Source organism: Arthrobacter sp. NPDC080082 (assembly GCF_040686595.1).
Lineage (GTDB): Bacteria > Actinomycetota > Actinomycetes > Actinomycetales > Micrococcaceae > Arthrobacter.
In genome coordinates this window covers 326,216-351,274 of sequence record NZ_JBFBKQ010000002.1, presented here as the reverse complement: position 1 = coordinate 351,274, position 25,059 = coordinate 326,216, and the positions used below count along the sequence as shown (strand labels likewise).

General features: G+C 69.2%; 26 protein-coding genes. 10 read left to right on the top strand and 16 right to left on the bottom strand.

Annotation, left to right across the window (positions count from 1 at the left end; genetic code table 11):
* Positions 1-124 precede the first annotated feature (124 nt).
* The 5 genes from ruvB to pdxT form a co-directional block, all read right to left on the bottom strand.
* Entirely contained in the window at positions 125-1,201 is a 1,077-nt protein-coding gene (gene ruvB / locus AB0O44_RS06020) for a Holliday junction branch migration DNA helicase RuvB (protein WP_290257721.1), read from the bottom strand.
* Positions 1,194-1,838 carry a Holliday junction branch migration protein RuvA gene (gene ruvA, locus AB0O44_RS06015; RefSeq protein WP_364135454.1) on the bottom strand — a complete coding sequence of 215 codons (645 nt, stop codon included), beginning with the start codon at positions 1,836-1,838 and terminating at the stop codon, positions 1,194-1,196. Before ruvA ends, ruvB begins: the two co-directional genes overlap by 8 nt.
* Positions 1,839-1,905: 67 nt before the next feature.
* Positions 1,906-2,514 carry a crossover junction endodeoxyribonuclease RuvC gene (gene ruvC / locus AB0O44_RS06010; RefSeq protein WP_364135451.1) on the bottom strand — a complete coding sequence of 203 codons (609 nt, stop codon included), beginning with the start codon at positions 2,512-2,514 and terminating at the stop codon, positions 1,906-1,908.
* Positions 2,511-3,266 (bottom strand): YebC/PmpR family DNA-binding transcriptional regulator, encoded by a 756-nt coding sequence (locus AB0O44_RS06005; RefSeq protein WP_290257718.1) that lies wholly within the window; start codon positions 3,264-3,266, stop codon positions 2,511-2,513. Before AB0O44_RS06005 ends, ruvC begins: the two co-directional genes overlap by 4 nt.
* Before the next feature lie 3 nt (positions 3,267-3,269).
* Positions 3,270-3,971 carry a pyridoxal 5'-phosphate synthase glutaminase subunit PdxT gene (gene pdxT, locus AB0O44_RS06000; RefSeq protein WP_364135447.1) on the bottom strand — a complete coding sequence of 234 codons (702 nt, stop codon included), beginning with the start codon at positions 3,969-3,971 and terminating at the stop codon, positions 3,270-3,272.
* A 91-nt stretch (positions 3,972-4,062) separates the two neighbouring features.
* Here pdxT and AB0O44_RS05995 point away from each other — a divergent pair, with 91 nt between their 5' ends.
* The 3 genes from AB0O44_RS05995 (at position 4,063) to AB0O44_RS05985 (ending at position 6,646) form a co-directional block, all read left to right on the top strand.
* A complete protein-coding gene (locus AB0O44_RS05995; protein WP_364135444.1) occupies positions 4,063-5,367 on the top strand; it encodes a MurT ligase domain-containing protein in 1,305 nt (434 codons plus the stop codon).
* A gap of 83 nt (positions 5,368-5,450) precedes the next feature.
* Positions 5,451-6,158 carry a glutamine amidotransferase gene (locus AB0O44_RS05990; protein WP_364135806.1) on the top strand — a complete coding sequence of 236 codons (708 nt, stop codon included), beginning with the start codon at positions 5,451-5,453 and terminating at the stop codon, positions 6,156-6,158.
* A 20-nt stretch (positions 6,159-6,178) separates the two neighbouring features.
* The gene (locus AB0O44_RS05985; RefSeq protein WP_290257715.1) at positions 6,179-6,646 is read left to right on the top strand and encodes a GNAT family N-acetyltransferase; all 468 of its coding nucleotides are present in this window, start codon (positions 6,179-6,181) and stop codon (positions 6,644-6,646) included.
* Between the two features lie 8 nt (positions 6,647-6,654).
* Here the strand turns inward: AB0O44_RS05985 and AB0O44_RS05980 are convergent, their stop codons facing one another.
* The 3 genes from AB0O44_RS05980 to AB0O44_RS05970 are packed head-to-tail and all read right to left on the bottom strand — an operon-like array spanning position 6,655 to position 9,334.
* Positions 6,655-7,152, bottom strand: a complete 498-nt coding sequence (locus tag AB0O44_RS05980) for an ATP-binding protein (RefSeq protein WP_364135440.1) — start codon at positions 7,150-7,152, stop codon at positions 6,655-6,657.
* Positions 7,149-8,051 (bottom strand): alpha/beta fold hydrolase, encoded by a 903-nt coding sequence (locus tag AB0O44_RS05975; protein WP_364135438.1) that lies wholly within the window; start codon positions 8,049-8,051, stop codon positions 7,149-7,151. The genes AB0O44_RS05980 and AB0O44_RS05975 overlap by 4 nt, the downstream gene beginning before the upstream one ends.
* 2 nt (positions 8,052-8,053) lie before the next feature.
* Positions 8,054-9,334 carry a CapA family protein gene (locus AB0O44_RS05970; RefSeq protein WP_364135435.1) on the bottom strand — a complete coding sequence of 427 codons (1,281 nt, stop codon included), beginning with the start codon at positions 9,332-9,334 and terminating at the stop codon, positions 8,054-8,056.
* Positions 9,335-9,415: 81 nt separating this feature from the next.
* On the opposite strand from AB0O44_RS05970, the gene AB0O44_RS05965 reads away from it, so the two are divergent.
* Positions 9,416-11,428, top strand: a complete 2,013-nt coding sequence (locus AB0O44_RS05965) for a M3 family metallopeptidase (protein ID WP_364135432.1) — start codon at positions 9,416-9,418, stop codon at positions 11,426-11,428.
* A 210-nt stretch (positions 11,429-11,638) separates the two neighbouring features.
* Here AB0O44_RS05965 and pdxS read toward each other — a convergent pair whose 3' ends face one another.
* The 6 genes from pdxS to AB0O44_RS05935 all read right to left on the bottom strand — a co-directional run bounded on the left by pdxS (position 11,639) and on the right by AB0O44_RS05935 (position 20,056).
* Positions 11,639-12,565 carry a pyridoxal 5'-phosphate synthase lyase subunit PdxS gene (gene pdxS, locus AB0O44_RS05960; protein ID WP_290257711.1) on the bottom strand — a complete coding sequence of 309 codons (927 nt, stop codon included), beginning with the start codon at positions 12,563-12,565 and terminating at the stop codon, positions 11,639-11,641.
* Positions 12,566-12,780: 215 nt separating this feature from the next.
* Positions 12,781-13,419: a phosphatidylinositol phosphate synthase gene (gene pgsA / locus AB0O44_RS05955; RefSeq protein ID WP_364135429.1), complete on the bottom strand. Its 639-nt coding sequence runs from the start codon at positions 13,417-13,419 to the stop codon at positions 12,781-12,783.
* A complete protein-coding gene (locus tag AB0O44_RS05950; RefSeq protein ID WP_364135427.1) occupies positions 13,409-14,029 on the bottom strand; it encodes an HIT domain-containing protein in 621 nt (206 codons plus the stop codon). The genes pgsA and AB0O44_RS05950 overlap by 11 nt, the downstream gene beginning before the upstream one ends.
* A gap of 14 nt (positions 14,030-14,043) precedes the next feature.
* Positions 14,044-16,050, bottom strand: coding sequence for a threonine--tRNA ligase (thrS, locus tag AB0O44_RS05945; protein ID WP_364135424.1), 2,007 nt, complete (start codon positions 16,048-16,050; stop codon positions 14,044-14,046).
* Between the two features lie 140 nt (positions 16,051-16,190).
* Entirely contained in the window at positions 16,191-19,730 is a 3,540-nt protein-coding gene (gene dnaE, locus AB0O44_RS05940) for a DNA polymerase III subunit alpha (RefSeq protein ID WP_364135421.1), read from the bottom strand.
* The gene (locus AB0O44_RS05935; protein ID WP_364135418.1) at positions 19,727-20,056 is read right to left on the bottom strand and encodes a DUF6504 family protein; all 330 of its coding nucleotides are present in this window, start codon (positions 20,054-20,056) and stop codon (positions 19,727-19,729) included. Before AB0O44_RS05935 ends, dnaE begins: the two co-directional genes overlap by 4 nt.
* Positions 20,057-20,267: 211 nt before the next feature.
* On the opposite strand from AB0O44_RS05935, the gene AB0O44_RS05930 reads away from it, so the two are divergent.
* The gene (locus AB0O44_RS05930; RefSeq protein ID WP_364135415.1) at positions 20,268-20,654 is read left to right on the top strand and encodes a hypothetical protein; all 387 of its coding nucleotides are present in this window, start codon (positions 20,268-20,270) and stop codon (positions 20,652-20,654) included.
* Here the strand turns inward: AB0O44_RS05930 and AB0O44_RS05925 are convergent, their stop codons facing one another.
* Complete coding sequence (locus tag AB0O44_RS05925) at positions 20,655-20,981, bottom strand: chorismate mutase (RefSeq protein WP_290257704.1); 327 nt, start codon at positions 20,979-20,981, stop codon at positions 20,655-20,657.
* 14 nt (positions 20,982-20,995) lie between these two features.
* Here AB0O44_RS05925 and AB0O44_RS05920 point away from each other — a divergent pair, with 14 nt between their 5' ends.
* The gene (locus AB0O44_RS05920) at positions 20,996-21,418 is read left to right on the top strand and encodes a VOC family protein (RefSeq protein WP_364135412.1); all 423 of its coding nucleotides are present in this window, start codon (positions 20,996-20,998) and stop codon (positions 21,416-21,418) included.
* Between the two features lie 13 nt (positions 21,419-21,431).
* Here the strand turns inward: AB0O44_RS05920 and AB0O44_RS05915 are convergent, their stop codons facing one another.
* Entirely contained in the window at positions 21,432-22,184 is a 753-nt protein-coding gene (locus tag AB0O44_RS05915) for an SOS response-associated peptidase (RefSeq protein ID WP_364135410.1), read from the bottom strand.
* A 165-nt stretch (positions 22,185-22,349) separates the two neighbouring features.
* Between AB0O44_RS05915 and AB0O44_RS05910 the strand changes: the two genes are divergently transcribed.
* The 4 genes from AB0O44_RS05910 (at position 22,350) to AB0O44_RS05895 (ending at position 25,042) form a co-directional block, all read left to right on the top strand.
* On the top strand, positions 22,350-22,607 hold the full coding sequence (locus AB0O44_RS05910; RefSeq protein WP_290257701.1) for a mycoredoxin: 258 nt from the start codon (positions 22,350-22,352) through the stop codon (positions 22,605-22,607).
* Between the two features lie 120 nt (positions 22,608-22,727).
* Positions 22,728-23,813 (top strand): S-(hydroxymethyl)mycothiol dehydrogenase, encoded by a 1,086-nt coding sequence (locus tag AB0O44_RS05905; RefSeq protein WP_364135407.1) that lies wholly within the window; start codon positions 22,728-22,730, stop codon positions 23,811-23,813.
* Positions 23,810-24,454 (top strand): MBL fold metallo-hydrolase, encoded by a 645-nt coding sequence (locus tag AB0O44_RS05900; RefSeq protein WP_364135404.1) that lies wholly within the window; start codon positions 23,810-23,812, stop codon positions 24,452-24,454. The genes AB0O44_RS05905 and AB0O44_RS05900 overlap by 4 nt, the downstream gene beginning before the upstream one ends.
* An 84-nt stretch (positions 24,455-24,538) precedes the next feature.
* On the top strand, positions 24,539-25,042 hold the full coding sequence (locus AB0O44_RS05895; RefSeq protein ID WP_364135401.1) for a DinB family protein: 504 nt from the start codon (positions 24,539-24,541) through the stop codon (positions 25,040-25,042).
* The last annotated feature ends 17 nt before the right edge of the window (positions 25,043-25,059 follow it).

The following is a 25,059-nucleotide window of genomic DNA, read 5'->3' as shown; positions in this document are numbered from 1 at the left end:
CGGCAGCAAACCCATGCCGGCCAGCGGCGGCTGGCGGGAGCCGCCCTGCGGAAACGAAGGCCCGAACGTGCCGAGCGTCATACCAGTCTAAAGGGAAAACGGCCCGGGCGAGTGCTATTGCCGGTTACGGATGGGTTGCGGCCGGTTCCCCGCCGGCGCCGTCTTCCTCGAAGAGGTCCAGGGGTTCCTGTCCGAAGACCCCGGCGGGAACCGCGAAGCCCAGATGGGTCCAGGCGGGGGCGAGGGCTATGCGTCCGCGCGGGGTGCGGCCCAGCAGGCCCTCCCGGACCAGATAGGGCTCGGCGACGGTTTCGACGGTTTCGGTTTCCTCACCGACGGCAATCGCCAGCGTGGACAGGCCCACGGGGCCGCCGCCGAACTTGGTGATCAGCGCTTCCAGGACGGCGCGGTCCAGCCGGTCAAGGCCCCGCTTATCCACCTCGTACATGTCCAGGGCGGCCGAGGCGCTGCGGGCATCGATCTGCTCCACGCCGTGCACCAGCGCCCAGTCTCGGACCCGGCGCAGCAGCCGGTTGGCGATGCGGGGCGTGCCGCGGGAGCGTCCGGCGATCTCGCTGAATCCGGCCGAGTTGACCTTCAGGTCCAGCAGCCCGGCGGAGCGGCGGAGCACCAGTTCCAGTTCCTCGACGGCGTAGAACTCGAGGTGGCCGGTGAAGCCGAAGCGGTCACGAAGTGGACCGGGCAGCAGGCCGGCGCGGGTGGTGGCACCGACCAGGGTGAACGGTGGAAGTTCCAGCGGAATGGCGGTGGCCCCGGCGCCCTTGCCGACGACGATGTCGACGCGGAAGTCCTCCATGGCCATGTACAGCATTTCCTCGGCGGGACGGGACATGCGGTGGATCTCATCCAGGAACAGCACCTCACCCTCGGAGAGAGAGGACAGGATGGCCGCGAGGTCGCCGGCGTGCTGGATAGCGGGGCCGCTGCTGATCCGGAGCGGGGCGTTCATTTCCGCGGCGATGATCATGGACAGGGTGGTCTTGCCCAGGCCGGGAGGGCCGGAAAGGAGCACGTGGTCGGCGCTGCGGCCGCGGATGCGGGACGCCTCGAGGACCAGGGAGAGCTGTTTGCGGACCCGGTGCTGGCCGACAAAGTCGTGCAGGTTCTTGGGCCGGAGCGCCGCCTCGATGGCGCGCTCCTCGGGCTCCTCTCCCCCGGCGACGAGGGACGGCTCAGCCACGGGTGCCAACCCGGTTCCCGGCACGGGCGCCGTCCTGGCCCAGCCAGCGCAGGGTGGCGCGGAGGATCTCGGCAACGTTGCCGCGCTCGGCCAGTTCCGGGGAGTCGGCCATGGATTTGTCGATGCTGCTGGTGGCGTCCTTCTCGGACCAGCCGAGGCTGGTCATGGCCGCGACCACCTGCGGCTTCCACACGGCCTCGACCGAGCGGACCGGGGCGGCGGCGTCGGTAGTGCCGTGCGGGACCAGCTTGCCGGCGAGTTCGAGCACGATGCGGCCGGCGACCTTGGGGCCGATGCCGGGGACCTTGGTGAACGCCTTGCCGTCGCCGGAGTGGGCGGCGACACGGATGGCCTCGGGGTCGTGGACGGCGAGGACCGCCAGCGCCAGCCGGGGCCCGACGCCGCTGACGCTGAGCAGGATGTCGAAGACCTCGCGCTCGTCGTCGCTGGCGAAGCCGAAGAGGGTGAGCGAGTCTTCGCGGACGATGAGCGAGGTGAAGACCTTGCCCTCTTCGCCGACGTGGAGCTTGCTGAGGGTCTGCGGAGTGGCGTAGACGCTCATGCCGGCACCGTTGAGGTCGATCACCGCCGAGGAGAGGCCGACGTGCGCAACGGTTCCGCGGAGAAAACTGATCAAGGCCTGGCTCCTGAGTTATCCGAACATATCTACGAATACCGTACCAAGCGGGCGGGGGTTTGGCCCGTTACTTGGCGGCACGGCGCGCTTTGAGCTCCGCGTCGGCCCAGGCACGCTGCGCCGGGGTGAGCGCCGAACGGGACGCGGCGGCCGCCGTCGGGATCCGCGCACTGGCGGCGCCGGCCGCGGCGACTCCCCCGCCGGAGCGCCACGCGTGCGTGATGGCCAGGGCCAGGGCGTCGGCGGCGTCGGCCGGTCGCGGCGGGGCGTCCAGGCGCAGGATCTTGGTGACCAGCTTGGTCACGGCATCCTTATTGGAGGTCCCGCTGCCGGTCACGGCCGCCTTGACCTCCGAGGGGGTGTGCAGGGCGACGGGGATGCCTCGCCGGGCCGCGGCGGCGATGACGACGCCGGAGGCCTGGGCGACGCCCATCACGGTGCTGACATTGAGCTGCGAGAAAACCCGCTCAACGGCCAGGACCTGCGGCTGGTACTTGTCCAGCCACTCGTCGATGGCGGTGGCGATCACCAGCAGCCGCTGGTCCAGGCTTACCTCCGGTGAGGTGCCGACGACGCCGAAGTCCACCATGGTGGCGCGCCGGTTCCGTTCGACGTCCACGACGCCGATCCCGCAGCGGGTGAGGCCGGGGTCGACGCCGAGGACGCGAAGGGTCACTCGGCTTCCAGGGCGGCCTGTACTTCGTCGCTGAGGTCGGCGTTGCTGTAGACGTTCTGGACGTCGTCGAGGTCCTCGAGGGCGTCGACGAGCTTCATGAACTTCTTGGCCGCCTCGAGGTCCAGCGGGACCTGCATGGAGGGAACGAACTCGGCCTCGTCGGTGTCGTATTCGATCCCGGCTTCCTTGAGCGCGTCGCGGATGGCCTGCAGGTCGGTCGGCTCGGAGTGGATCTCGAAGCTCTCGCCGTTGTCCTTGACCTCCTCGGCGCCGGCGTCGAGGACGGCCATCAGCACGTCGTCCTCGGTCAGGCCGTTCTTGGGCAGGGACACGACGCCCTTGCGGGTGAAGAGGTAGCTGACGGAGCCGGGGTCGGCGATGGTGCCGCCGTTGCGGGAGATGGCCAGGCGGACCTCGGAGGCGGCACGGTTCTTGTTGTCCGTGAGGCACTCGATCAGCAGGGCCGAACCCTGCGGGCCGCGGCATTCGTACATGATCTCGGTGTAGTCCACGACCTCGCCGGTGAGGCCGGCGCCGCGCTTGATGGCGCGGTCGATGTTGTCGTTGGGGACCGAGGTCTTCTTGGCCTTGGTGACGGCCAGTTCCAGACCGGGGTTGCCGGCGAGGTCCGGTCCGCCCATCCGGGCGGCAACTTCGATGTTCTTGATCAGCTTGGCGAACGACTTGGCCCGTCGGCTATCGATAATGGCCTTTTTGTGCTTGGTCGTCGCCCATTTGGAGTGGCCTGACATGCTTTACGCTTCTCCTCTGATCATTCGAATAAACAGTTCATGCACGCGCTTTTCCCCTGTCACTTCCGGATGGAAGGAGGTGGCCAGCAGCTTGCCGGAACGCACTGCAACAATTCTAGCGGCCCCGTCCAGCACGCCGGAGGCTCCGGTGCCGGTGGGTTCCACCCGGGCGAGGACCTCAACGCCGGATCCCACGCGTTCCACCCACGGGCCGCGGATGAACACGGCGTGCACGGGGGCGACGCCGGTGTCCCCGGCGCTGAACTCCAGTCCCTTGAAGTCCAGGTCCGTTTCAAAGGATTCCCGCTGCCGGCCGAAGGCGTTCCGCCGGACGGTCATGTCCAGGCCGCCGAAGGTCTGCTGCGGGTTACCGGCCAGGTCGGTGGCCGGGTCGGTGAGGTCGTCGGCCAGCAGGATCATGCCGGCGCAGGAGCCGTAGACCGGCAGGCCGTCGCGGATCCGGCCGACGAGGGGTTCGCGGAGTTCGAAGGCACGGGAGAGCTTGTCGATGGTGGTCGATTCGCCGCCGGGAATGATGAGTCCGTCCAGGCCGTCGAGTTCGCCGGGCCGGCGGACGCCGACGCCCGTAGCTCCGGCGGCTTCCACCGCACGCAGGTGCTCGCGGAAGTCGCCCTGGAGCGCCAGGACGCCGATGCGCAGGCCCGAGCCCACGCTGGAGCCGGGCGGGAAGAGTGGGGAGGTCATCCTGCCAGCATAGTGCGGCCGTCCGCCGCGGGCCGCACCGCGCGGGGCCCCGGGCCGGGTTCTATGCCCCGGCTGGGATATATTACAAGGCATGCTCTACTTCAGCGTCCCGCTCGGCAAGTTCGTCCGCCGGGTCTCCCGGCTCCGGGGTGGAGGCTCCGCCCTTCCCGGCCTGGTGGTCGAGAAAATCGACCCCGGCTTCATGCAGAGGACGCTGGCCACGCTGCCGCTCGGCGTCGCCGTCGTCAGCGGAACGAACGGCAAGACCACCACCACCAAGATGGTCGTGGAACTGCTCGAGAGCCAGGGCCTGAAGGTCTTCACCAACCGCACGGGCAGCAACTTCACCCGCGGCGTCGCCGCCGCGCTGCTCGGTGAGGTGGACTGGCGCGGCAGGCTTGACGCCGACATCGCGGTGTTGGAGCTCGACGAAGCCCACGCGGTGCACTTCGTCAACAAGGTCCCGCCGCGCTACTGCCTGCTGCTGAACGTCCTCCGTGACCAGCTGGACCGGTTCGGCGAGATCGACAAGACCGCGGACCTGTTGCAGCACATTGCCTCGAAGACCACCGGGACCGTCGTGTTGAACCGCGAGGATCCGCGGGTGGCCCGGATCGCCGCCAGCCTCGCCGCCCCGGCCGCGGGCGGGCCGGAGGTCCGCTACTTCGGGCTGGACGACTCACTGTTGAGCACCTTCCCCAACGACGACGACATGCGCGCCGCCCCGGGCAGCCCGGTCCCGGAAGCCCCCTCGAAGCCGGCCGCCGACGTCGTCCTCCGCCGCGTGGGCCCGGCCGACGCCGACTTCGACTACGACGGCGCCACCGTTTCGACGCCGATGAAACTGCGCGGCGTCTACAACATCTTCAACGCCGCCGCGGCCCTGACCCTGGCCCGGGCCATCGCCGCCGTCCGCGGCACCGCCACGGACCACCCCGGCCTGCTCAAGGCCCTGGGCAACGTCGCGCCGGCGTTCGGCCGCGGCGAGAGCCTGGTGGTGGACGGCCTGCCGCTGGACCTGGTGCTGGTTAAGAACCCGAGCGGCTTCCGGCTGGGGCTCAAGTCCTTCCCGGCCGCGGGCTACGCGACCATGATCGCGATCAACGACAACTACGCCGACGGCCGGGACATGTCCTGGCTCTGGGACGTCGAGTTCGATACCCTCCGCGAGGGCGGCGTGGACCAGCTGACCGGCTCCCGCGCCTACGACATGGCCCTGCGCCTGCAGTACGACGACGTCGCCATCGGCGCGGTCGACACGGAGATCGCTCCGGCCCTGGCCGCGTTCATCCGCGGCGCCAAGGACCGGCCGAAGCGGATCTTCTGCACCTACACAGCCATGCTGGCCATCCGCCGCGAGCTGTCCAAAATCACCACAGTGGAGGTGGTCTCGTGACCCCGGAAACCGGTCCGCAGCACGAACTCTCCCACGGCCACGAGCTTCCCCCGGAGGAATCCGCCGCTCCCAGCAAGGGCACCATCCGGGTGCTGCAGCTCTACCCGCGGGACATGAACATTTACGGCGACTGGGGCAACGCCCTGGTCCTGGCCCAGCGGCTGCGCTGGCACGGCTACACGCCCGAACTGCTCGAATACAACGTGGGCGACGACTTCCCCGCGAACGTGGACCTGATCGTCGGTGGCGGCGGCCAGGACAGCGGCCAGCTGGTGATCCAGGACGACCTGCTGTCCCGTGAAACGGTGCTGCGCGAACTCGCCGAGGACGGCACGCCCATGCTGGTCATCTGCGGCCTCTACCAGTTGTTCGGGAGGTTCTTCCGGACCCGGACCGGCTCGGTCATCCCCGGGATCGGCATCCTGGATGTCGAGACGAACGGCACGGACGAGCGGTTGATCGGCAACGTCAGCGTCTCCACCCCCGAGTTCGGGACCGTCCTGGGCTACGAGAACCACAGCGGCCAGACCACCCTGGGTCCCGGCGTCGAACCCCTGGGCACCACCGCCAAGGGCACCGGCAACAACAGCGGCGACGGCCATGAGGGCGCCCGGTACCGGAACATCGTGGCGAGCTACCTCCACGGATCGTTGCTGCCGAAGAACCCGGCGCTGGCCGACTTCCTGATCAAGACCGCGGTGGAACGCAAGTACGGCAGCTTCACGCCGGGCACCCCGGATGACCGGTACGCCGTCCTGGCCCGCGAGCACGCAGCCCGCCGGCCGCGCTAGGGATCGCCCCGGAACCGGCCATGATCAGCTACGCCCCGGACGCGCCGGACCGCGCGGACGTGCGGATCCTGCTCGAGGAACACCTGGCGGACATGTTCGCGACCTCGCCGGCCGAGAGCGTCCACGCGCTCGACGTCGGCGCCCTCGCCGGACCCGCGATCAGCTTCTGGACCGCCCGCGAAGACGGCATCCTGCTTGGCTGCGGCGCCCTCAAGGACCTCGGCGCGGGCGGTGCGGAGATCAAGTCGATGCGGACCGCCCGGGACGCCCGCGGCCGCGGCGTCGCCGGCGGCCTGCTGGGGCGCCTCCTCGCCGAGGCGCGGGAGCGTGGCTTCAACCGGGTCAGCCTGGAAACCGGTTCCCAGGACTACTTCGCGGCGGCACGCAGACTCTACCTGCGGCACGGCTTCGCGGTCTGCCCGCCGTTCGCCGACTACACCGCCGACCCGAACAGCGTGTTCATGACCCTGGAGCTGTCGGAGGGCTAGGCGGGGCCTTACCTTCCCGGGACCCGGTGAATCCGCATCCCCTCGGTTTCCGAGGGCTCCTCGAAAATCCCGGCGAGGTGCTGGACGCCGTCGTCCGTCAAGGCATGCGAGCCCGGTTCTGCTGCCAGCGTCCGACGCCGGGTTTGCTCGATGGCGGTGTCCAGCGGCGTTGCGACGTGGTGCAGCTCGACGCCGAAACCGGCCGACACTGCTTTGCCCCTCCAGAGTGCCCGCCTGGCCCGGCTCCACTGGTTCCAGTCAAGAACCACATCGGTCCCCGCACGCAACACCTGCAGTGCCGTCTCCCAGATCAGGCCCTTGCACGTCTCGGCCCGGCTGCCATAGTCCTCCGAGGCGTAATGCAGGCCTGGATAGAGGCGCAGCATCCATTCGTCCAGGCTGAACCGCACGGCCGGCAGGGATGCTTCAAGCTCTCGGGCCAGGGTTGTCTTACCGGCGCCGTTGAGGCCGCAGAGCAGGTGCACCGTCGGCGGGATGGAGGTCACGCTCCTTCGCCGCGGAGTAGCCGTGCGAATTCGACCGGGCGGCTGGCCGGCCACCAGTGGCCGCCGTCTACCCGGACGACCGTCAGATCGTCGACCCAGCCGTCAAGGTCCTCGGCCAGGTGGGGCGAGAGGTAGGCGTCGCGCAGGGGCACCACCACCTGCACGGGGATGTGCACCCGCCGGGATGCCCCCTGCGGCCGGCCCGTGCGGGCGCCGCGGCCAAAGAGGTTGCTCCGGTAGAGGGCCAGTCCGCGGACGGGGTTGTCCCCCAGCGCCCGGTGCGCGGCCTGCTCGAAGCGCCGGGTGAGCACCAGCCGCCATGCCGCCTCGGGCAGGACGGGCACCTGGAACGTCATCAGGTACCAGCTGCGGAGCAGCTGCCCGCCGAGCTTTCCCCACTCACGCGGGCGCCGTATCCGGGCCTTGATCCAGCGGGAGAAGTGGTCCATGTCGGGCCCGGAGATGCTGGTGTAGCGGCCGATCGCCCCGGTGGCGCGCGGATCCCTGACCACTGCCCAGCCCTGGATGGAGCCCCAGTCGTGGCCCACCAGGTGGACGTTCCCGACGCCGACGGCGGAGAGGACCGCGAAGGCGTCGTCCACCAGCGCCGCCAGCGAGTAGTCGGCCGTCCCGCCGTCCGCCGCGACGCGGGACTCCCCCGCGTTGCGGGTGTCGTAGGCGATCATGTGGTGCGTCCCGGCAAGCTCGGCGATTACGGGCAGGAACACCTGGTGGTCGTCGGGGTAGCCGTGGATCAGCAACAGGCTGGGCACGCCCGGCCCCGGCTCCCGGCCGTACTCGAAGACAGCCAGTCCCGCGGCGCCCTGCCGGACCTCCCGCCGTCGTACCGGCGGCGATCCCTGCTCCGCCGCCGTGAATCCGGCCCCTTCGTCGGTCATCGCTACTTCTCCTTGGTGATCAGCAGTTCGTGGGCGCCGGCCGTCGCCGCTCCCATCGATTCGACCACGGTCTTGGTGCGCTGACGGGTGGCAGCGTCCGCGGCGGGACCGGCGCAGGGGCCCTGCGGTGTGTCGGCGGCCACCGAGCACCAGCGGTACGGGCCGCGGACGATCACCGACGGCGCCCAGCCCAGATCCGAAGCCGTCCACTTACCGGCCGCGTCCTGGCTGAACTGCGCCCGCACCAGCAGGCCCTCATTGTTCACGACGTACGTTGGCGAGAGTTCCGTGATGCCGTTGCCGAGCCCGTAGACAATCCAGGTGCCCTTGTACTGTTCGATGGGCAGCACCGAATGGGTGTGGTGGCCGTAGATCATGGTGAACTGGCCGCTATCCACCAGCGCATGCGCGGCCTCGCGCTGTTCTGCGTTCGGGACGCTGGCGTACTCCTCGCCGGCGTGCATCACGCCCAGCACGATGTCTGCCCCCTGGGCGCGGGCCTTCTTCGCCTTGGCGATCATGGCGGCCGGATCGAGCATGTCCACCTGCCAGGCGAAGTCGGGAGTCTGTCCGTTGAGGCCGTAGGCCCCCTCGATGACGGCGATCTTGGCGGCGGCGGTCTGCAGGATGAGCACGCCCTGCGAGTCCGCCTCGGTGCGGTAGGACCCGGTGTGCTGGAGGCCGGCCGCGTCGAGGGCGTCCAGGGTGCGGACCAGGCCGGCGGTGCCCCGGTCGATGGTGTGGTTGCTGGCCGTGGTGCAGGCCTGGTAGCCGACCTGCTGGGCGGCGGTGATGATCTGCGGCGGGACGTTGAAGGACGGGTAGGCGGAGAAGGGGCCGGTGGGGCCGGCCACCGGGGTTTCCTGGTGGCAGATGGCCAGGTCCGCCTTCGCGATGTAGCGGCGCTGGCCCTCCAGAAGCGGGCCGAAGTCCAGGCCCTTGGCCCCGGCGGCCAGGGCGTCGGCGCGGGCCTGGTCCCAGAGCTGGGCGTGGACCAGCATGTCGCCGGTGACCAGCACGGATGTGCAGCGGACGGCGGCGCAGTCGGGGCCCTTCCCGCGTGTCGGGGTGGGGGTCGGCGTCGGGCTGGGCGACGTCGACGACCGCGAGCCCGGCGACTGCGCGAATGCCTGCCCCGACGCCGTCGCGCCGGCATTCGCGGTCCCGGCGGCATCCCCGTCCGGGCGGGCCAGCACCCCGCAGGAGCTCAGCGTGGCAGCGATGGCAATCGAGAGCAGGCCGGCCGCGACGCGGGCCGGGCGCGAAAGATGTGGAGTCCCCATGGCCACATCGTACGGGCCGCACCGCCCCAACACGCGCCGCGGACCATTGAGAACCGCCACGAAACATGAAAGTGTCGTTTCATGACTAACCCCCTCCTGAGCCCCAGTACCCTGCCGTACGGACTGCCACCTTTCGCGGAAATCGATGCCGGCCACTACGCCGACGCCGTCGAGGCCGGCCTGGCCGAACACCTCGCGGAGATTCAGGCGATCGTCGACACACCGGAGCCCGCCAGCTTTGAGAACACCGCCGTCGCGATGGAACGCTCCGGCGCTCTGTTGCAGCGTGCGGCGGCGTCCTTCTTCACGCTGGTGTCCGCGGACGCCACGGACGAGATCCGGGAGCTGGAGACCCGTCTCTCCCCCGCCTTCTCCGCCCACGAGGACTCCATCTACCTCAACCGCGCCCTCTACGAGAGGTTCGCCGCAATTCCCACGGACGGGCTCGACGCCGAATCCGCCCGTCTGGTCGAGGAGTACCTGAAGGCGTTCCGCCAGTCCGGCATCCAGCTCGACGCCGCCGGCCAGGACCGGCTCCGGGCCATCAACGCCGAGCTCTCCACCCTGGGCACCGAGTTCGGCCAGCGGGTCAAGGAGGGCATGAAGTCCGCGTCGCTGCTGCTGGACGACGCCACGGACCTGGCCGGGCTGCCGGCCGACGACGTCGCCAGCGCCGCCGAGGCAGCCCGCACCGCCGGGGCCGAAGGCAAGTACCTGCTGACCCTGATCCAGCCGAGCAACCAGCCGGCAATGGCCGCGCTGGAGAACCGGGAGGTCCGCCGCAGGCTGTATGAGGCCTCGATCGGCCGCGGCAGCAGCGGAGGGACCCTGGACGTACGGGACCTGGTCAGGGAGATGGTCCGGCTGCGCGCCGAGAAGGCCACCCTGCTGGGCTTCGCCAACTTCGCCGAGCTCAGCGTGGACCAGCAGACCGCCCCCGACTTCGCCGCGGTGCAGGCGATGCTGGGCCGGTTGGCCCCGGCCGCCGTGCGGAATGCCGACGCCGAGGCCGAGGCCCTCGCCGAGGTCGCCGGCCACCCGCTGGAGGCGTGGGACTGGGCGTACTACTCCGCCCGGGTCAAGCGCGAACGCTACTCCGTGGACGAGCAGGCCCTGCGCCCCTACTTTGAGCTGGACCGGGTCCTGAAGGACGGGGTTTTCTTCGCGGCCAACGCCCTCTACGGCATCACGTTCCACGAGCGGACGGACCTGGCCGGCTACCACCCCGATGTCCGGGTCTGGGAGGTCAAGGACGCCGACGGCACGGGCCTGGGCCTCTTCCTGGGTGACTACTACACCCGCGAATCGAAGCGCGGCGGCGCCTGGATGAACTCCCTGGTGGAGCAGTCGGACCTGCTGGGGACCCGTCCCGTGGTGATCAACAACCTGAACATCTCCAAGCCGCCGGCCGGGGAACCCACCCTCCTGACCCTGGACGAACTGCGGACCACCTTCCACGAGTTCGGCCACGCCCTCCACGGGCTCTTCTCCGCCGTGACCTACCCGCGGTTCTCCGGCACCTCGGTGCCGCGCGACTTCGTCGAGTACCCGTCCCAGGTCAACGAAATGTGGATCATGTGGCCGGAGGTGCTGGCCAACTACGCCCGGCACCACGTCTCGGGCGAGCCGCTGCCGCAGGAAGCCGTGGACAAGCTCGACGCCGCCGCGCTCTGGGGCGAGGGCTTCGGCACCACCGAGTACCTGGGCGCCGCCCTGCTGGACCTCGCCTGGCACGTCCTGGAGGAGTCCGAGGTCCCCGACGACGTCCTGGAGTTCGAGGCGAAGGCCCTGGCCGCCGCCGGCGTTGCGCACAGCCTGATCCCGCCCCGCTACCGCACCGGGTACTTCCAGCACATTTTCGCCGGCGGCTGGTACGCAGCGGGCTACTACTCCTACATCTGGAGCGAGGTGCTCGACGCCGAGACCGTCGAGTGGTTCAAGGAGAACGGCGGCCTGTCCCGGGCCAACGGGGACTTCTTCCGCACCGAACTGCTCTCCCGCGGCAACAGCCGCGACCCGCTGGAGTCCTTCCGGACCTTCCGCGGCCGGGAAGCCCGGCTGGAACCGCTGCTCAAGCGCCGCGGCCTGGATTAGTTCCCTTAGAACCCATACAACGCCGGCCCGCCACCTTGGAGAGGTGGCGGGCCGGACTCGTTCAATCAAAAACGCAAGGCGACGGGCGGTGTGATCCGGCAGCGTGCGTAAAAGGGGCCCCGCACCCCAACCGGCAGCTCGGCTGCCAACAACGCGCGGGGAATAGCACGCAGAGGATCGCGCCGCTCGGCGCCCCGCAGGGCGCGCAGGCTACCAGCCGCGCTCGGCGAGGCGGTGCGGCTGCGGGATCTCGTCGACGTTGATGCCGACCATGGCCTCGCCCAGGCCGCGGGAGGCCTTGGCGATGACGTCAGGGTCGTCGAAGAAGGTGGTGGCCTTCACGACGGCGGCGGCGCGCTGGGCCGGGTTGCCGGACTTGAAGATTCCGGAGCCGACGAAGACGCCGTCGGCGCCGAGCTGCATCATCATGGCGGCGTCGGCCGGGGTGGCAATGCCGCCGGCGGTGAAGAGGACCACGGGGAGCTTGCCGGCAGCGGCAACTTCCTTGACCAGTTCGTACGGGGCCTGCAGTTCCTTGGCCGCGACGTACAGCTCGTCCTCGGGCAGGGCGGCGAGCTTGGCGATCTCGGAGCGGATCTTGCGCATGTGCCCGGTGGCGTTGGAGACGTCGCCGGTGCCGGCCTCGCCCTTGGAGCGGATCATGGCCGCGCCCTCGTTGATGCGGCGCAGGGCCTCACCGAGGTTGGTGGCGCCACAGACGAAGGGAACCTTGAAGTTCCACTTGTCGATGTGGTTGACATAGTCGGCCGGGGTGAGGACCTCGGACTCGTCGATGTAGTCGACGCCGAGGGACTGCAGGACCTGGGCCTCGACGAAGTGGCCGATGCGGGCCTTCGCCATGACGGGGATGGAGACCGCGTCGATGATCTGGTCGATCATGTCCGGGTCCGACATGCGGGACACGCCGCCCTGGGCGCGGATGTCAGCGGGAACGCGTTCCAGCGCCATCACGGCCACGGCACCGGCGTCTTCGGCAATGCGGGCCTGCTCGACGTTGACGACGTCCATGATGACGCCGCCCTTGAGCATCTCCGCCATGCCGCGCTTGACGCGGCTGCTGCCCGTGACGTTCTGGGCGGACGCGCCGGCTTCGCTGCTTACATCAGGTGTAGACACAAAAACCCCTATGGGTAGATAGATGACCTCGCCCGGCGCGGACGGCACACGGGTACCGTGTGCGTTCACCCCGGATTACCGGAAACCATTGGCCGGTAAGGGTAATACTAGTCCCCCGCCGCGGGCCGGTTGAACTCGGGTTACGCCCCGGAACCGGGCGGGGACAGCGTCGGGGACAGGGTACGTCAGCCTGTGTCCTGTGGGTGCAGCCCGGCTCAGGCGGCGTGGTCGCTGGTGGTGCCGCGGGCTTCCTCCAGCGACTGCCGGCGGACGGCGCCGACCCGCTGGATGATCGTCACGAAACTGGCCAGCGCGAGCAGGCAGAGGGTGACGAGCAGGACCACCGGCGGCAGGCCGATGCCGGTGAAGCCGGTTACCACAAGGACGGAGACGAGCCGTTCGGCACGCTCTGCGATGCCGACGTTGGCGTGGAAGCCCAGCGCCTCGGCCTTGGCCCGGGCGTAGGAGACCACCATGCCGAGGACCAGGCAGAGCAGGGCGGCGACGGCGATGGCCGGGTTGGCCCCGCCGGTGAAGAACCAGACGGCGACGCCGGCGAACAGGGCGCCGTCGGCCACCCGGTCCAGCGTGGAGTCCAGGAAGTTGCCCCAGCGGCCGCCGCGTTCCTGTAGCCGTGCCATGATCCCGTCGATGACGTCGGAGAAGATGAATGCGGTGATGAAGATGGTTCCCCACCAGAGCTGGCCCAGCGGGTAGAAGACGAGGGCGCCGACGACGACGCCGGCGGTGCCGACGATCGTCACGGCGTCCGGGGAGACGCCCATCCGGAGCAGCCAGCGGGCCAGCGGGGTGAACAGCGCGGTGAAGAACCCGCGGGCGTGCTTATTCAGCATCCGGTGTTCCCGCCGCCGGTTCCGTGGCCGCGGACGCGGGCCACGCTTCCGAAACCTGCCGGCGGACCGCGCCGAGGGTCTGGGTCATCGCCTTGGTCTGGGCGATGATCGGAAAGAAGTTCCCGTCCCCGCCCCAGCGCGGCACCACATGCTGGTGAAGGTGGCCCGCGACGCCGGCGCCGCCGGTGACGCCCTGGTTCATGCCCAGGTTGAAGCCGGTGGGGTTGGAGACTTTCCGCAGCACGCGCATGGCGGTCTGCGTCAGGTCGGCAAACTCGGCGGTCTCCTCGACCGTCAGATCCGTATAGTCCGGGATGTGCCGGTACGGGCACACCAGCAGGTGCCCGGGGTTGTATGGGTACAGGTTCAGCACCACGTAGCAGGTCCGGCCGCGGTAGACGATCAGCGATTCCTCGTCCTGGCGTTCCGGTGCCACGCAGAACGGGCAGTCGTCCTGGTTCTTGAACTGGTGCTGGCCGCCCTTGATGTACGCCATGCGGTGCGGAGTCCACAGGCGCTGGAACGAGTCCGGCACGCCGGCCAGGCCAAAGTCATCGGTCACGCCGTCGTCGCCCGGGTAGCCCTGGCCGGCGCCTGTGGATTCCTGCACTTGCTGCTCCCCCGCTAGCTGGTCCGCTCGCGGACGGCGTCCACGATCCGACGGACGGCCTCGGCCACCGGCACGCCGTTGTCCTGGCTGCCGTCCCGGAACCGGAAGGACACGGCCCCGGCCTCGGCGTCGTCGCCGCCGGCGATCAGCACGAACGGGATCTTGTCCTTGCTGGCGGTGCGGATCTTCTTCGGGAACCGGTCCGAGGAGATGTCCACCTCGGCGCGGATGCCCGCGGCCTTGAGCTGGTCGACGACGTCGAACATGTAGTCGTTGAACGCCTCCGCCACCGGGATGCCGACCACCTGGACGGGGGCGAGCCAGGCCGGGAACGCGCCGGCGTAGTGCTCGGTGAGGACGCCCATGAACCGTTCGATCGAGCCGAACAGTGCGCGGTGGATCATGACCGGGCGCTGGCGGGTGCCGTCGGAGGCCTGGAATTCCAGTTCGAAGCGCTCCGGCAGGTTGAAGTCCAGCTGGATGGTGGACATCTGCCAGGTCCGGCCGATGGCGTCACGGGCCTGGACGGAGATCTTCGGGCCGTAGAACGCCGCTCCGCCCGGATCCGGGACCAGTTCGAGGCCGGATTCGGTCGCCACTTCCTCGAGGGTGCGGGTGGCTTCCTCCCAGACCTCGTCGGCGCCGACGAACTTCTCCGGGTCCTTGGTGGAGAGCTCCAGGTAGAAGTCCTGCAGGCCGTAGTCCTTGAGCAGGCCCAGCACGAAGTTCAGGGTCTTGGTCAGTTCGTCCTTCATCTGCTCGCGGGTGCAGTAGATGTGGGCATCGTCCTGGGTCATGCCCCGGACGCGGGTCAGGCCGTGCACCACGCCGGACTTCTCGTAGCGGTAGACCGAGCCGAATTCGAAGAGCCGCAGCGGCAGTTCACGGTAGGAGCGGCCGCGCGAGCGGAAGATCAAGTTGTGCATCGGGCAGTTCATCGGCTTCAGGTAGTAGTCCTGGCCGGGCTTGCGGACGGTGCCGTCCTCGTTCAGTTCCGCGTCGATGTGCATCGGTGGGAACATGCCGTCCCGGTACCAGTCCAGGTGCCCGGAGACCTCGTAGAGGTGGCCCTTGGTGATGTGCGGGGTGTAGACGAACTCGTAACCGGCGTCGACGTGCCGCTGCCGGGAGTAGTCCTCCATGGCCTTGCGGATGATGCCGCCCTTGGGGTGGAACACCGGCAGGCCGGAGCCCAGCTCGTCCGGGAAGGAGAACAGGTCCAGTTCGGCGCCGAGCTTGCGGTGGTCGCGGCGTTCGGCCTCGGCGATGCGCTCCTGGTAGGCCTTGAGGGCTTCCTTGGTGGGCCAGGCGGTGCCGTAGATGCGCTGGAGCTGCTTGTTCTTCTCGCTGCCGCGCCAGTAGGCCGCGGAGGAGCGGGTCAGGGCGAAGGCGTTGGAGATCAGCTTGGTGTTGGGCAGGTGCGGGCCGCGGCATAGGTCGCACCAGACGGTGGTGCCTTCCTTGCGCTCGACGTTGTCATAGATGCTCAGCTCGCCGCCGCCGACCTCGACGCTGGAGCCGTCCTCGTCACTGCCGGCGCCCTTGAGGCCGATCAGTTCGAGCTTGTACGGCTCGTCCTTCATCGCCTCGCGTGCCTCGTCCTCGGTCACCACGCGGCGGACGAACTTCTGGTTCTGGTTGACGATCTTCAGCATCATCTTCTCGAGCTGGCGCAGGTCCTCCGGGGTGAAGGGTTCCTCGACGTCGAAATCGAAGTAGAAGCCGTCGGTGATGTAGGGGCCGATGCCCAGCTTGGCGTCGGGGCGCAGCTGCTGCACGGCCTGGGCCATGACGTGGGCGGTGGAGTGGCGCAGCACGTTCAGGCCGTCCGGGGAGTCGATGGTGACGCCCTCGACGTCGGCGCCGGCCGGCAGGGGCTGGTCCAGGTCCTTCAGTTCGCCGTTGACACGGGCCACGACGACGTCGCGGCGCTCGAAGAAGAGTTCCGCGCCGGTGGTCCCGGTAGTCACCTGGGTCTCTTCGCCATCGACGAGAAGGGTGATCTGCTGGGCATCTGACACGGGTGTCTCCTATTCACGGTTTTAAGGCTTCGTAGCTTGTGGCGTACGGGGACCACAGCCAGCCTCGTCCATGCTATCGGTATTTCCGGACGCCCAACCAACGCCCGCCACCTCCCCCGGAGCCGCTTTCGGAGCCGCCCTCAACCGCTGAACCCCGTGATCGCGAGGGTTCGCCGGATGCCGTCCAGCGCCCCGGGCGCCATGTCCAGCGGCGGGGTCTCGGGCGCGTCGCCGCCGGTAATGGCGCCTCCGCCCGAGCCGGTACCCGCGCCGGCGGCCGGGAAGGGAAGGGTGTCGGTGCGGCTGAGGTCCCAGGCCATGGAAGCGCTGATGCTGATGCCACGGGGCCCGGTGCGGCGGGTGGTGCCGCGGATCAGCAGCAGCCGGGTGCTGAAGAGCAGCGGCCCGGCCTGCTCCTGGGCCTCGTGGAAGAAAACCGAGTCCACGCAGCCGGTCCCGTCGTCGATGCTGATGAAGACCACCCGCCGGCCGCCGCGCATCGGAGGGGTCTGGGTGGCCACCCGCACGCCGGCCACCAGCACCTCGGTGCCGTTGCGCAGCTTCAGGAGCTGGTCCGCCGTGGTGACGCCCAGTCGGTCCAGCAGCGGCCTGTGGCTGTCCACCAGGTGGGCGCTGACGTCCACGGCCATCAGGTCCAGCTCGGCCCGGACGGTCTCCACCAGCGTGGGGGCGGGCCGGCCGCCCTTGAGGTTGGTCAGTTCCACATCGCCCAGCGGCAGGGCCAGCTGGCCCTCGATCACCTCGGCGCCCTTGCGCTGCGTCCTGGTCTGCAGCTGCTGCAGGTGGTGGACCAGGTCCGCCCGGTTGGTGTTGCCGCCGGCGGCACGGTGCAGGGAGTCGAAGGCCCCCAGCTGGGCGAGGCGCTGGATGCTGGGTTTGCTGATCCTGGTCCGGGCGCGCAGGTCCGCGAGGGAGTCGTAGGGCTGGCCGGCGACGATGCGTTTCAGTTCGGCGCCGGAGAGACCGAAGATTCCCTTCAGGCTCAGCCGGATGCCCAGTTTCCCCCGGTCCGGGCCGTCCACGACCGGTTCCACCCGGTATTCGGCCTGGCTGCGGTTGATGTCCAGGGGCAGGAGGGGGATGCCCATGCGGCGGGCCTCGGCCACCAGGAGCCGCTTGGGATACATGCCGGGGTCGTGTTCCCAGATCCCGGCCAGGAACGCCTCCGGGTGGTGGGTTTTCAGCCACGCCGACTGATAGGTGGGCACGGCGAAGGCGGCGCCGTGGGCCTTGCAGAACCCGAAGCTGCCGAAGGCCTTCAGGGTTCCCCAGACCTTGTCAACGACCGCCGGGGAATAGTCCCGCCGCTTGGCCTCCCGGCGGAAGAATTCCTCCACCTGGTTCTCCAGTACCTCGTTGCCGAGGGCGCGCCGGAACTCATCGGCGCGGGCCAGGCCGCAGCCGGTCATCACGTCGAAGGTCTTCAGGATCTGTTCGTGGAAGACAGTGACGCCGTGGGTTTCCTTCAGCACCGGCTTGAGGTCCGGGTGCGGGAACACCTCCGGGGCGAAGCCGTGCCGGTGTTCCAGGAAGGGCCGGACCATGTCCGACTTCATCGGCCCGGGCCGAAAGAGGGAGATGTCGATGATGAGGTCGTTGAACTCCCGGGGGGCCAGCTTTCCGATCAGTTCGCGCTGGCCCGGGGATTCGATCTGGAAGCAGCCAAGGGTGTGGGTGCTGCGGATCAGGTCGAAGGTGGGCTCATCGTCCAGCGGGACGGCGTTCAGGTCGATGGTGCCGTCCTCGGCAATGTAGTCCGGCCCGCTGCCGTCCGGCCCGGGCTGGTGGTTTCCGGCGGCTACCACGTCCGCTTTCGAGGGGTGCAGCCGGATGACCTCCCGGACTGCGAAGGCCATGGCGGACTGCATACGGACGCCCAGGACGTCGAGTTTGAGCATGCCCATGGGGTCCATGTCGTGCTTATCGAACTGGCTCATCGGCAGGCCCAGGCCGCTGGGCTGGACCGGGGTGCGGTCCAGCAGCGTGGCATCGCCCAGTATGACCCCGCACGGGTGCATGGAGATGTGCCGGGGCAGCCGGTCCAGCCGTTCGGTCAGGTCCACCAGCAGGTCCAGCTGTTGGTTGCCGGTGAAGTCCCGCTGCTCCACCCGCCCGGCGAACTCCTTCAGCTCCGGCTTCTCCACCAGCGCCTCGCGGAAGTTCCGTGCGGAGAAACGCCACAGCTGTTTGGCGATCTCGTCGATGTCGCCGCCCTCCATGCCGAGGGCCAGTCCGGCGTCGCGCACGGCACCCCGGGCGCGGTACCCGTTCTGCATGCTCATCAGGGTCACCCGCTCGGCACCGAACCGGTCGAAGATCTTCCGGTAGACGTTGTGCCGTTCGGCGCTCTCGACGTCGATGTCGATGTCCGGCAGGGTGGCCCGGTCCCTGGAGAGGAAGCGTTCGAAGATCAGGTCGTGCTGCAGCGGGTTCACCTGGCTGACGCCGATCAGGTAGTTGACCAGGCTGGAGGCCCCGGAGCCCCGGGCCGCGGCGCGCACCCCCATGTCCGTGATCATCCGGGACACCTCGGCCACGGTCAGGAAGTAGGAGGCGAACCCGAGGCTGTTGATGATCCGCAGCTCATGCTCCAGCCTGGCCCGCAGCTCCACGGCACTGCTGCCGCTGATGCCGGGAAAGCGGCGGGTGATGCCGGCCTCGCAGCGGGCCGCCAGTTCGGCCAGCGGGTCCCCCTCGATCCCGATCACGGCCGCTTCCGGGACCACCGGCTGCTTCCAGCCCATGTCCGCGGCCGGGTCTATCCGGCAGCGGTCCGCGAGCGCCTCGGTATGCGCCAGCAGGCTCTTGAGGTCGGCCGCGCCGAATCCCGCGGCGTGAATGATTTCCTTGCCCAGCTCCAGCATCTGCGCGGAGCTTTTGAGCCAGGCCTGTCCGTTGGGTTGCAGCAGCGGCTCGCCGGCCAGTTCGGGCAGCGACTTCAGGGTCCGGGCGGAGTCCAGCACGTCCGCCGTGGCCGCCCCGTCCTCGGCGACATAGCGCACGGCGTTGCTGAGCACGGCGGGAACGCCGTGTTCGGCGGCCAGCTTGAGCATCCGCACGGCGTGCGCTGTGCTGAGGTGCTCCCCCGGGGCGCTCAGCTGGGAGACCACCTCGGCGGTGACGGTTCCCGCCGGCATGGCGTCGAGCCATTGCTTGAACAGGGTGCGCGGCCGCAGGTAGCGCCGCCCGCCCATGGAGCGGCCGACGTCGGAGTCCGGTCCGAGCAATACCGTCAGCACCGGCTCGAGCGTCTGCGGATCCAGCGCCCGGGATGCCAGTTCGGCCCGTGTTACCGCGGCGGGGACCGTACCGCCGGCCTTTCCCGTGGTGCGGGCGTGGGCATCGGAGATCAGCCGGCACAGGGCGCGGTATCCGGCCCCGGCGTTTCCCCCGTGGGCCAGGACGACGACGCGGCCGCCCACCTGGGTGCGGAGGTCGCCGTCGTCGTCAAAGACTGCCAGGTCCACCCCCACGATGGGATCCAGCCCCGCGGCCATGCAGGCCTTGAGGTGTTTGATGGTGCCGTAGAGGCCGTCACGGTCGGTGCAGGCGAGCGCCGTTGCCCCGTCGGCTGCGGCCGCCGCGGCCAGTTCCTCCGGCCAGGACACGCCATAGTGGGCGCTGAAGGCAGTGGAGACATGCAGGTGGGTGAAGCTCATGCCGACGCTGGCCTCCGCTGCCCCGCCAGGGCGTCGTGGAGCCGCAACAGCCGCCAGCGCCCGCTGCGCAGGTGGCGGCTGAGGTCGAGGGTGAGGCTTTGGTCCGGGGCCGAGGCGTCCCGGACCTCTAGCCGCCAGATCTCCGAGTCCACCAGGCCTGGGCCGCTGCCCAGCGGTGCGCGCTGCACTTCAGCCCACCACTCACGCCGTTCGAACCACCTCACCGGCTCGGCGCACAACTCATAGCTCCGTCCCGCCCAGACCAGGGACTCGGGCCGGCCCTCCGGGGTGCAGGCCACCTCCACGGATTCGCTGAACATCCCCATGATGCCTCCCGGGCGCAGTGTTTTAGACGAACGGGCTGGACGGCCGCCGGGCAGGTGCGCCGGAAGGTGCAGGTGCCACAGGCGGGAGGCCAGACGGGTTCACGCTTGAATTATTCGAACATATCTTCGAATAGAACAAGTCTACGACGGGGCCGGGACAAAACCTAGATCAGGGGTGGACGGGGCCAACGTCCGGGGGCAGGATTGGCCTATGAGCTCGCACAACGCACTCCTGAAGCACGTCAGCATCGCCGCCAAGGATTCAACGTTGGTGGCGACCTTCGATATAGACGGCAATATCCCGGCCTCGGGCGCCTACGTGGTGGGGCTGGTCGCGGCGACGCCGGACCATTCACATCAACGGCGGCTGGAAATCGAATTCCTCAATGGCGAGGCCGTGTCCTTCTTTTGCTTCAGCCATGACGGCACGGAGGAGAACTTCGACATCAAGGGCGTCCAGCATTCCGGGAACACCATCACGGGCAACTTCCCGCTGAGCACGGTACTGGGCCTGCCCAAGGGGCACCTGATGACGGCCTTCAGCGACTGCGACGGGCGGGAGTACCAGGCCAACGTCCCCGTGGAGGAATCCCTCTAGCTAGCTGCCGGCCTTGTAGACCTCAAGCTCCAGGCGGATGAAGGCATCGATCATGGCCTTGTAGGTCTCTCCGACGATGTCGGTGTCGATGTCGTTGCGTTCGGCCGTTGCCTTCACGTGTTCCAGGACGCGCTCCACCCGGCCCGGGGCGCGGACCTCGGCGCTGTCGGCCTTGAGCGTCCCGGCGATCCGGATCAACCGCTCCCGGCGTCCGATCAGCGCGACGATCTGCTCGTCAACCTCGTCCACGGCCACCCGCACGGCGGCGAGCTGGTCCTTATCGGCCTGGGCTGCTTTGTCCTCTGCGTGATTTGTCGACATCTGCATGACAGTATCGAACGATGCAACCACGAGTCGACTTCATCTCCCTTGGCGTCCGCAGCGTGGAAGCCTCCCGCCGGTTCTACGTGACGGGCCTGGGCTGGCCCGTCCACCGCGAAGTCCCCGGCGAAGTGCTCTTCCTGCAGATCAACCACGGGCTCATCCTCTCGCTCTGGGACGCGGGCCAGATGCGGGCCGAAGCCGGGACGGACTCCCCCGCCGGAATACCTCCCGTCACCCTGAGCCACAACGTGCACAGCGCCGATGCGGTGGACAGGGTCCTGGGCGAGGCTGCGGCCGCCGGGGCCACCATCGTCGCGCCGCCCAAAACACAGCCGTGGGGCGGCTACACCGGCTACTTCGCGGACCCGGACGGCTTCCGCTGGGAGGTCGCGTTCAACCCGACCTGGACCGTGGACGCGGCCGGCCGGGTCACGGTCTAACCCCGCATCAGGACTAGAACAGGCTGCCGACCGGTTCGATCAGTTCCGGGGAGTCGTTCCGGACGTTCCCGACGGCGGTGCCGACGGCGTCGATCTGCCAGCCCTCGGCGACGTCGTGGGCGTTGGCGCGGACGATGCCGACCAGTTCCGCGGCGTCCTCGGCCCTGGGGTCAAGCCAGGCCTCCATCGTGGCGCGGTCCATCGGCAGCGGCACCCGGTCATGCAGGGCCGTCAGTTCCGCCAGCATCCCGTCGGCGTAACCCTCGGGCGGCGAATCGGTGGTCAGGATCGTCGTCGAGAGCAGCCACCGGCCGGGGTCCCCCTCCTCCTTGGACGGGTCCTTCCACCACTCGTACAGCCCAGCGAACGCCACCGGTGAGCCGTCCTTCGGATGCACGTAGTAGGGCTGCTTCCCCTTGCCCTGGCCCTTCCACTCGTAGTAGCCGTCGGCCGGGACGGCGCAGCGCCGGGACCGCGTGGCCTTCCGGAACGCCGGCTTCTCCAGCACGCTCTCGCTGCGGGCGTTGATCATCTTCGACCCGATGCCGGGGTCCTTGGCCCAGGACGGGACCAGTCCCCAGCGGGCGATGTGGAGCTGCCGCGCCGGGTGCTCCCTCCCCTCGACCAGCCGCTCCAGGATGATCGGCACGTCCGCCGTCGGCGCGACGTTCCACGACGGCGGCACGGCGATCTCCTCCTCGAGCCCGGCGTCGAACTCTGCCAGCAGGTCCCCGACGGCCCGGGCCATCACATAGCGTCCACACATGCCCCCAGCATGCCACCGGCCGGCCCGGCCTGCACAGCTGCTGCATCGGGGCCTGCCCCTGCCGGCACCTCCCTGCGGGAATACCGTCCCGCAGGATACGGTTATTCCAGAGACGTCCGATTGACCGTCCCGGCACGCACCGGCAACCCACCTGAGGAGAATTTCGTGGACTTCACCCCCGAATCCGGCACCATCACCATGTTCTCGACCACGTGGTGCGGCTACTGCAACCGGCTGAAGAAGCAGCTGGACGCGCAGGGCATCGGGTACACCGAGATCAACATCGAGGAAGTCGAAGGCACGGCCGAACTGGTCGAGCAGCTCAACGGCGGCAACCGTACCGTCCCCACCGTGCTGTTCCCGGACGGCACCGCCGCCACCAACCCCTCCGCGGCAGAGGTCAAGAGCCGCCTCGCGGCCTAACCCGCCAGCACCAGAGAACACCCACACCAGACACGACGCGGACTCCGGATTACCCGGGGCCCGCGTCGCGCCGTATCCGGCACCCCCGCGCCGGGCGGCGGCATCGAAAGGAGCTCTCCCATGGTCCATAAGGTCAAGGGCGCAATCGTCCGGTCCAAGAACGCCCCCGTCACCCTGGAAACCATCCTGGTGCCCGATCCCGGCCCCGGCGAGGCGCTGGTGGACATCCTCACCTGCGGCGTCTGCCACACCGACCTGCACTACAAGCAGGGCGCCATCAACGACGACTTCCCGTTCCTGCTGGGCCACGAGGCCACCGGCGTGGTCAGCGCCGTCGGCCCCGACGTCACCTCGGTGGCCCCCGGGGACCGCGTGGTGCTGAACTGGCGCGCCGTCTGCGGCGAATGCCGTGCCTGCCGCCGCGGCGAACCGCAGTACTGCTTCAACACGCACAACGCCACCCAGAAGATGACCCTGGAAGACGGCACCGAGCTCACCGCCGCCCTGGGCATCGGCGCCTTCGCCGAGAAGACGCTCGTCGCCGCCGGCCAGTGCACCAAGGTTGACCCCGAGGCCGACCCGGCCGCCGTTGGCCTGCTGGGCTGCGGTGTCATGGCGGGCCTCGGCGCCGCGATCAACACCGGCAACGTCGGCCGCGGCGACTCGGTGGCCGTGATCGGCTGCGGCGGGGTGGGCGTGGCGGCCATCGCCGGCGCCGCACTCGCCGGCGCCACCACGGTGATCGCCGTCGACATCGACCCCAACAAGCTCGAACGCGCCAAGGACCTTGGCGCCACCCACACCGTGGATTCCTCCGCCGTGGACCCGGTGGAGGCCATCCGTGAGCTGACCGGCGGTTTCGGCGCCGACGTCGTGATCGACGCCGTGGGCCGTCCCGAGACGTACAAGCAGGCCTTCTACGCCCGCGACCTGGCCGGCACCGTGGTGCTGGTGGGCGTCCCCAGCCCGGAAATGACCCTGGAGCTGCCGCTGCTGGATGTGTTTGGCCGCGGCGGTTCACTGAAGTCCTCCTGGTACGGCGACTGCCTGCCCTCCCGGGACTTCCCGATGCTGATCGACCTGTACCGGCAGGGACGGCTGGACCTGGACGCCTTCGTCACCGAGCGCATCGGCATCGACCAGATCGAGGAAGCCTTCGAGAAGATGCACTCCGGCGCCGTCCTGCGTTCCGTGGTGGAGCTGTGAGCAACGGCGTGGACGGCCTGCGGATCGACCGGCTGGTCACCTCGGGAACGTTCTCGCTCGACGGCGGCACCTGGGACGTGGAGAACAACGTCTGGATCGTGGGCGACGACGCCGAGTGCGTCGTGATCGACCCGGCGCACGACGCCGCCGCGATCGCCGCCGCCGTCGGCCACCGGAAGGTCACCGCCATCCTGCTCACGCACGGCCATGACGACCACATCGCCGCCGTGGGCGAGTTCCGGAAACTGACCGGCGCCCCCGTGTACCTGCACCGGGACGACTGGATGCTCTGGGACCGGGTGTTCCCGGGCACCGAACCGGACCACGCGATTGCCGACGGCGACACGTTCGACGTCGCCGGCGCCCGCCTCGTGGCGCTCCACACGCCCGGCCACTCGCCCGGATCGGTCAGCTTCCGGCTCGAGAGCGAGGGCACCGTCTTCACCGGCGACACCCTGTTCCAGGGCGGACCCGGGGCCACCGGCCGGTCCTTCAGCGACTTCCCGACCATCATCGAGTCCATCTCCTCCCGGCTGCTGACCCTGCCGGCGGAGACGGTGGTTCGCACCGGGCACGGGGACCAGACCACCATCGGCGCCGAGGCCCCGCACCTGCAGGAGTGGATCGACCGGGGCCACTGACGCCACGGGAGGAACACCACCCACCAGCCACACCTCTTGGGCCCCGTCCGGATTTCCGGGCGGGGCCCATTAGGCTGTGGGCTCATGAGCACCAATCCCAGCATGGAACCGGACCTCTTCGCCGCGGATCTTCTGACCCAGTTCGAGGCGTTCCTCGACGATCACCGGGCCGATCTGGAGGCCAGCCTCGACGGACTGAGCGAGGAGGAGGCACGGGCGGCCCTGGTGCCCTCTCGCACCACGCTGCTGGGTCTGGTCAAGCATGCGGCCTTTGTCGAGAAGGTCTGGTTCGACGAGGCCATCACCTGCCGCAGCCGCGCCGAGATCGGCATTCCGGCGTCGCCGGACGAGTCGTTTGTGCTGGACCCTGAGGACACCATCGCCTCGGTGCGGGCCGCCTACCGCGAGGCCTGCGCCGGCTCCCGGGCCCGTACCGCGGCGTTGGGGCCCGACGACCTGGTCCGCGGCAACCGGCGCGGACCGCTGCCGTTGCGGTGGGTGTACCTGCACATGCTGCGCGAACTGGCCCAGCATTGCGGGCACGCGGACATCCTGCGCGAACAAATCCTGGCCGCCCGGGACCAATGATGGGCCACAGGGACCGC

Coding starts and splice junctions, on each gene's coding strand:
- AB0O44_RS06005 (WP_290257718.1), bottom strand. CDS start 3,266: ATGTCAGGCCACTCCAAATGGGCGACGACCAAGCACAAAAAGGCCATT.
- pdxT (WP_364135447.1), bottom strand. CDS start 3,971: ATGACCTCCCCACTCTTCCCGCCCGGCTCCAGCGTGGGCTCGGGCCTG.
- AB0O44_RS05995 (WP_364135444.1), top strand. CDS start 4,063: ATGCTCTACTTCAGCGTCCCGCTCGGCAAGTTCGTCCGCCGGGTCTCC.
- AB0O44_RS05985 (WP_290257715.1), top strand. CDS start 6,179: ATGATCAGCTACGCCCCGGACGCGCCGGACCGCGCGGACGTGCGGATC.
- AB0O44_RS05975 (WP_364135438.1), bottom strand. CDS start 8,051: ATGACCGACGAAGGGGCCGGATTCACGGCGGCGGAGCAGGGATCGCCG.
- AB0O44_RS05970 (WP_364135435.1), bottom strand. CDS start 9,334: ATGGGGACTCCACATCTTTCGCGCCCGGCCCGCGTCGCGGCCGGCCTG.
- AB0O44_RS05965 (WP_364135432.1), top strand. CDS start 9,416: ATGACTAACCCCCTCCTGAGCCCCAGTACCCTGCCGTACGGACTGCCA.
- pgsA (WP_364135429.1), bottom strand. CDS start 13,419: ATGCTGAATAAGCACGCCCGCGGGTTCTTCACCGCGCTGTTCACCCCG.
- dnaE (WP_364135421.1), bottom strand. CDS start 19,730: ATGAGCTTCACCCACCTGCATGTCTCCACTGCCTTCAGCGCCCACTAT.
- AB0O44_RS05935 (WP_364135418.1), bottom strand. CDS start 20,056: ATGGGGATGTTCAGCGAATCCGTGGAGGTGGCCTGCACCCCGGAGGGC.
- AB0O44_RS05930 (WP_364135415.1), top strand. CDS start 20,268: ATGAGCTCGCACAACGCACTCCTGAAGCACGTCAGCATCGCCGCCAAG.
- AB0O44_RS05925 (WP_290257704.1), bottom strand. CDS start 20,981: ATGCAGATGTCGACAAATCACGCAGAGGACAAAGCAGCCCAGGCCGAT.
- AB0O44_RS05920 (WP_364135412.1), top strand. CDS start 20,996: ATGCAACCACGAGTCGACTTCATCTCCCTTGGCGTCCGCAGCGTGGAA.
- AB0O44_RS05915 (WP_364135410.1), bottom strand. CDS start 22,184: ATGTGTGGACGCTATGTGATGGCCCGGGCCGTCGGGGACCTGCTGGCA.
- AB0O44_RS05905 (WP_364135407.1), top strand. CDS start 22,728: ATGGTCCATAAGGTCAAGGGCGCAATCGTCCGGTCCAAGAACGCCCCC.
- AB0O44_RS05895 (WP_364135401.1), top strand. CDS start 24,539: ATGAGCACCAATCCCAGCATGGAACCGGACCTCTTCGCCGCGGATCTT.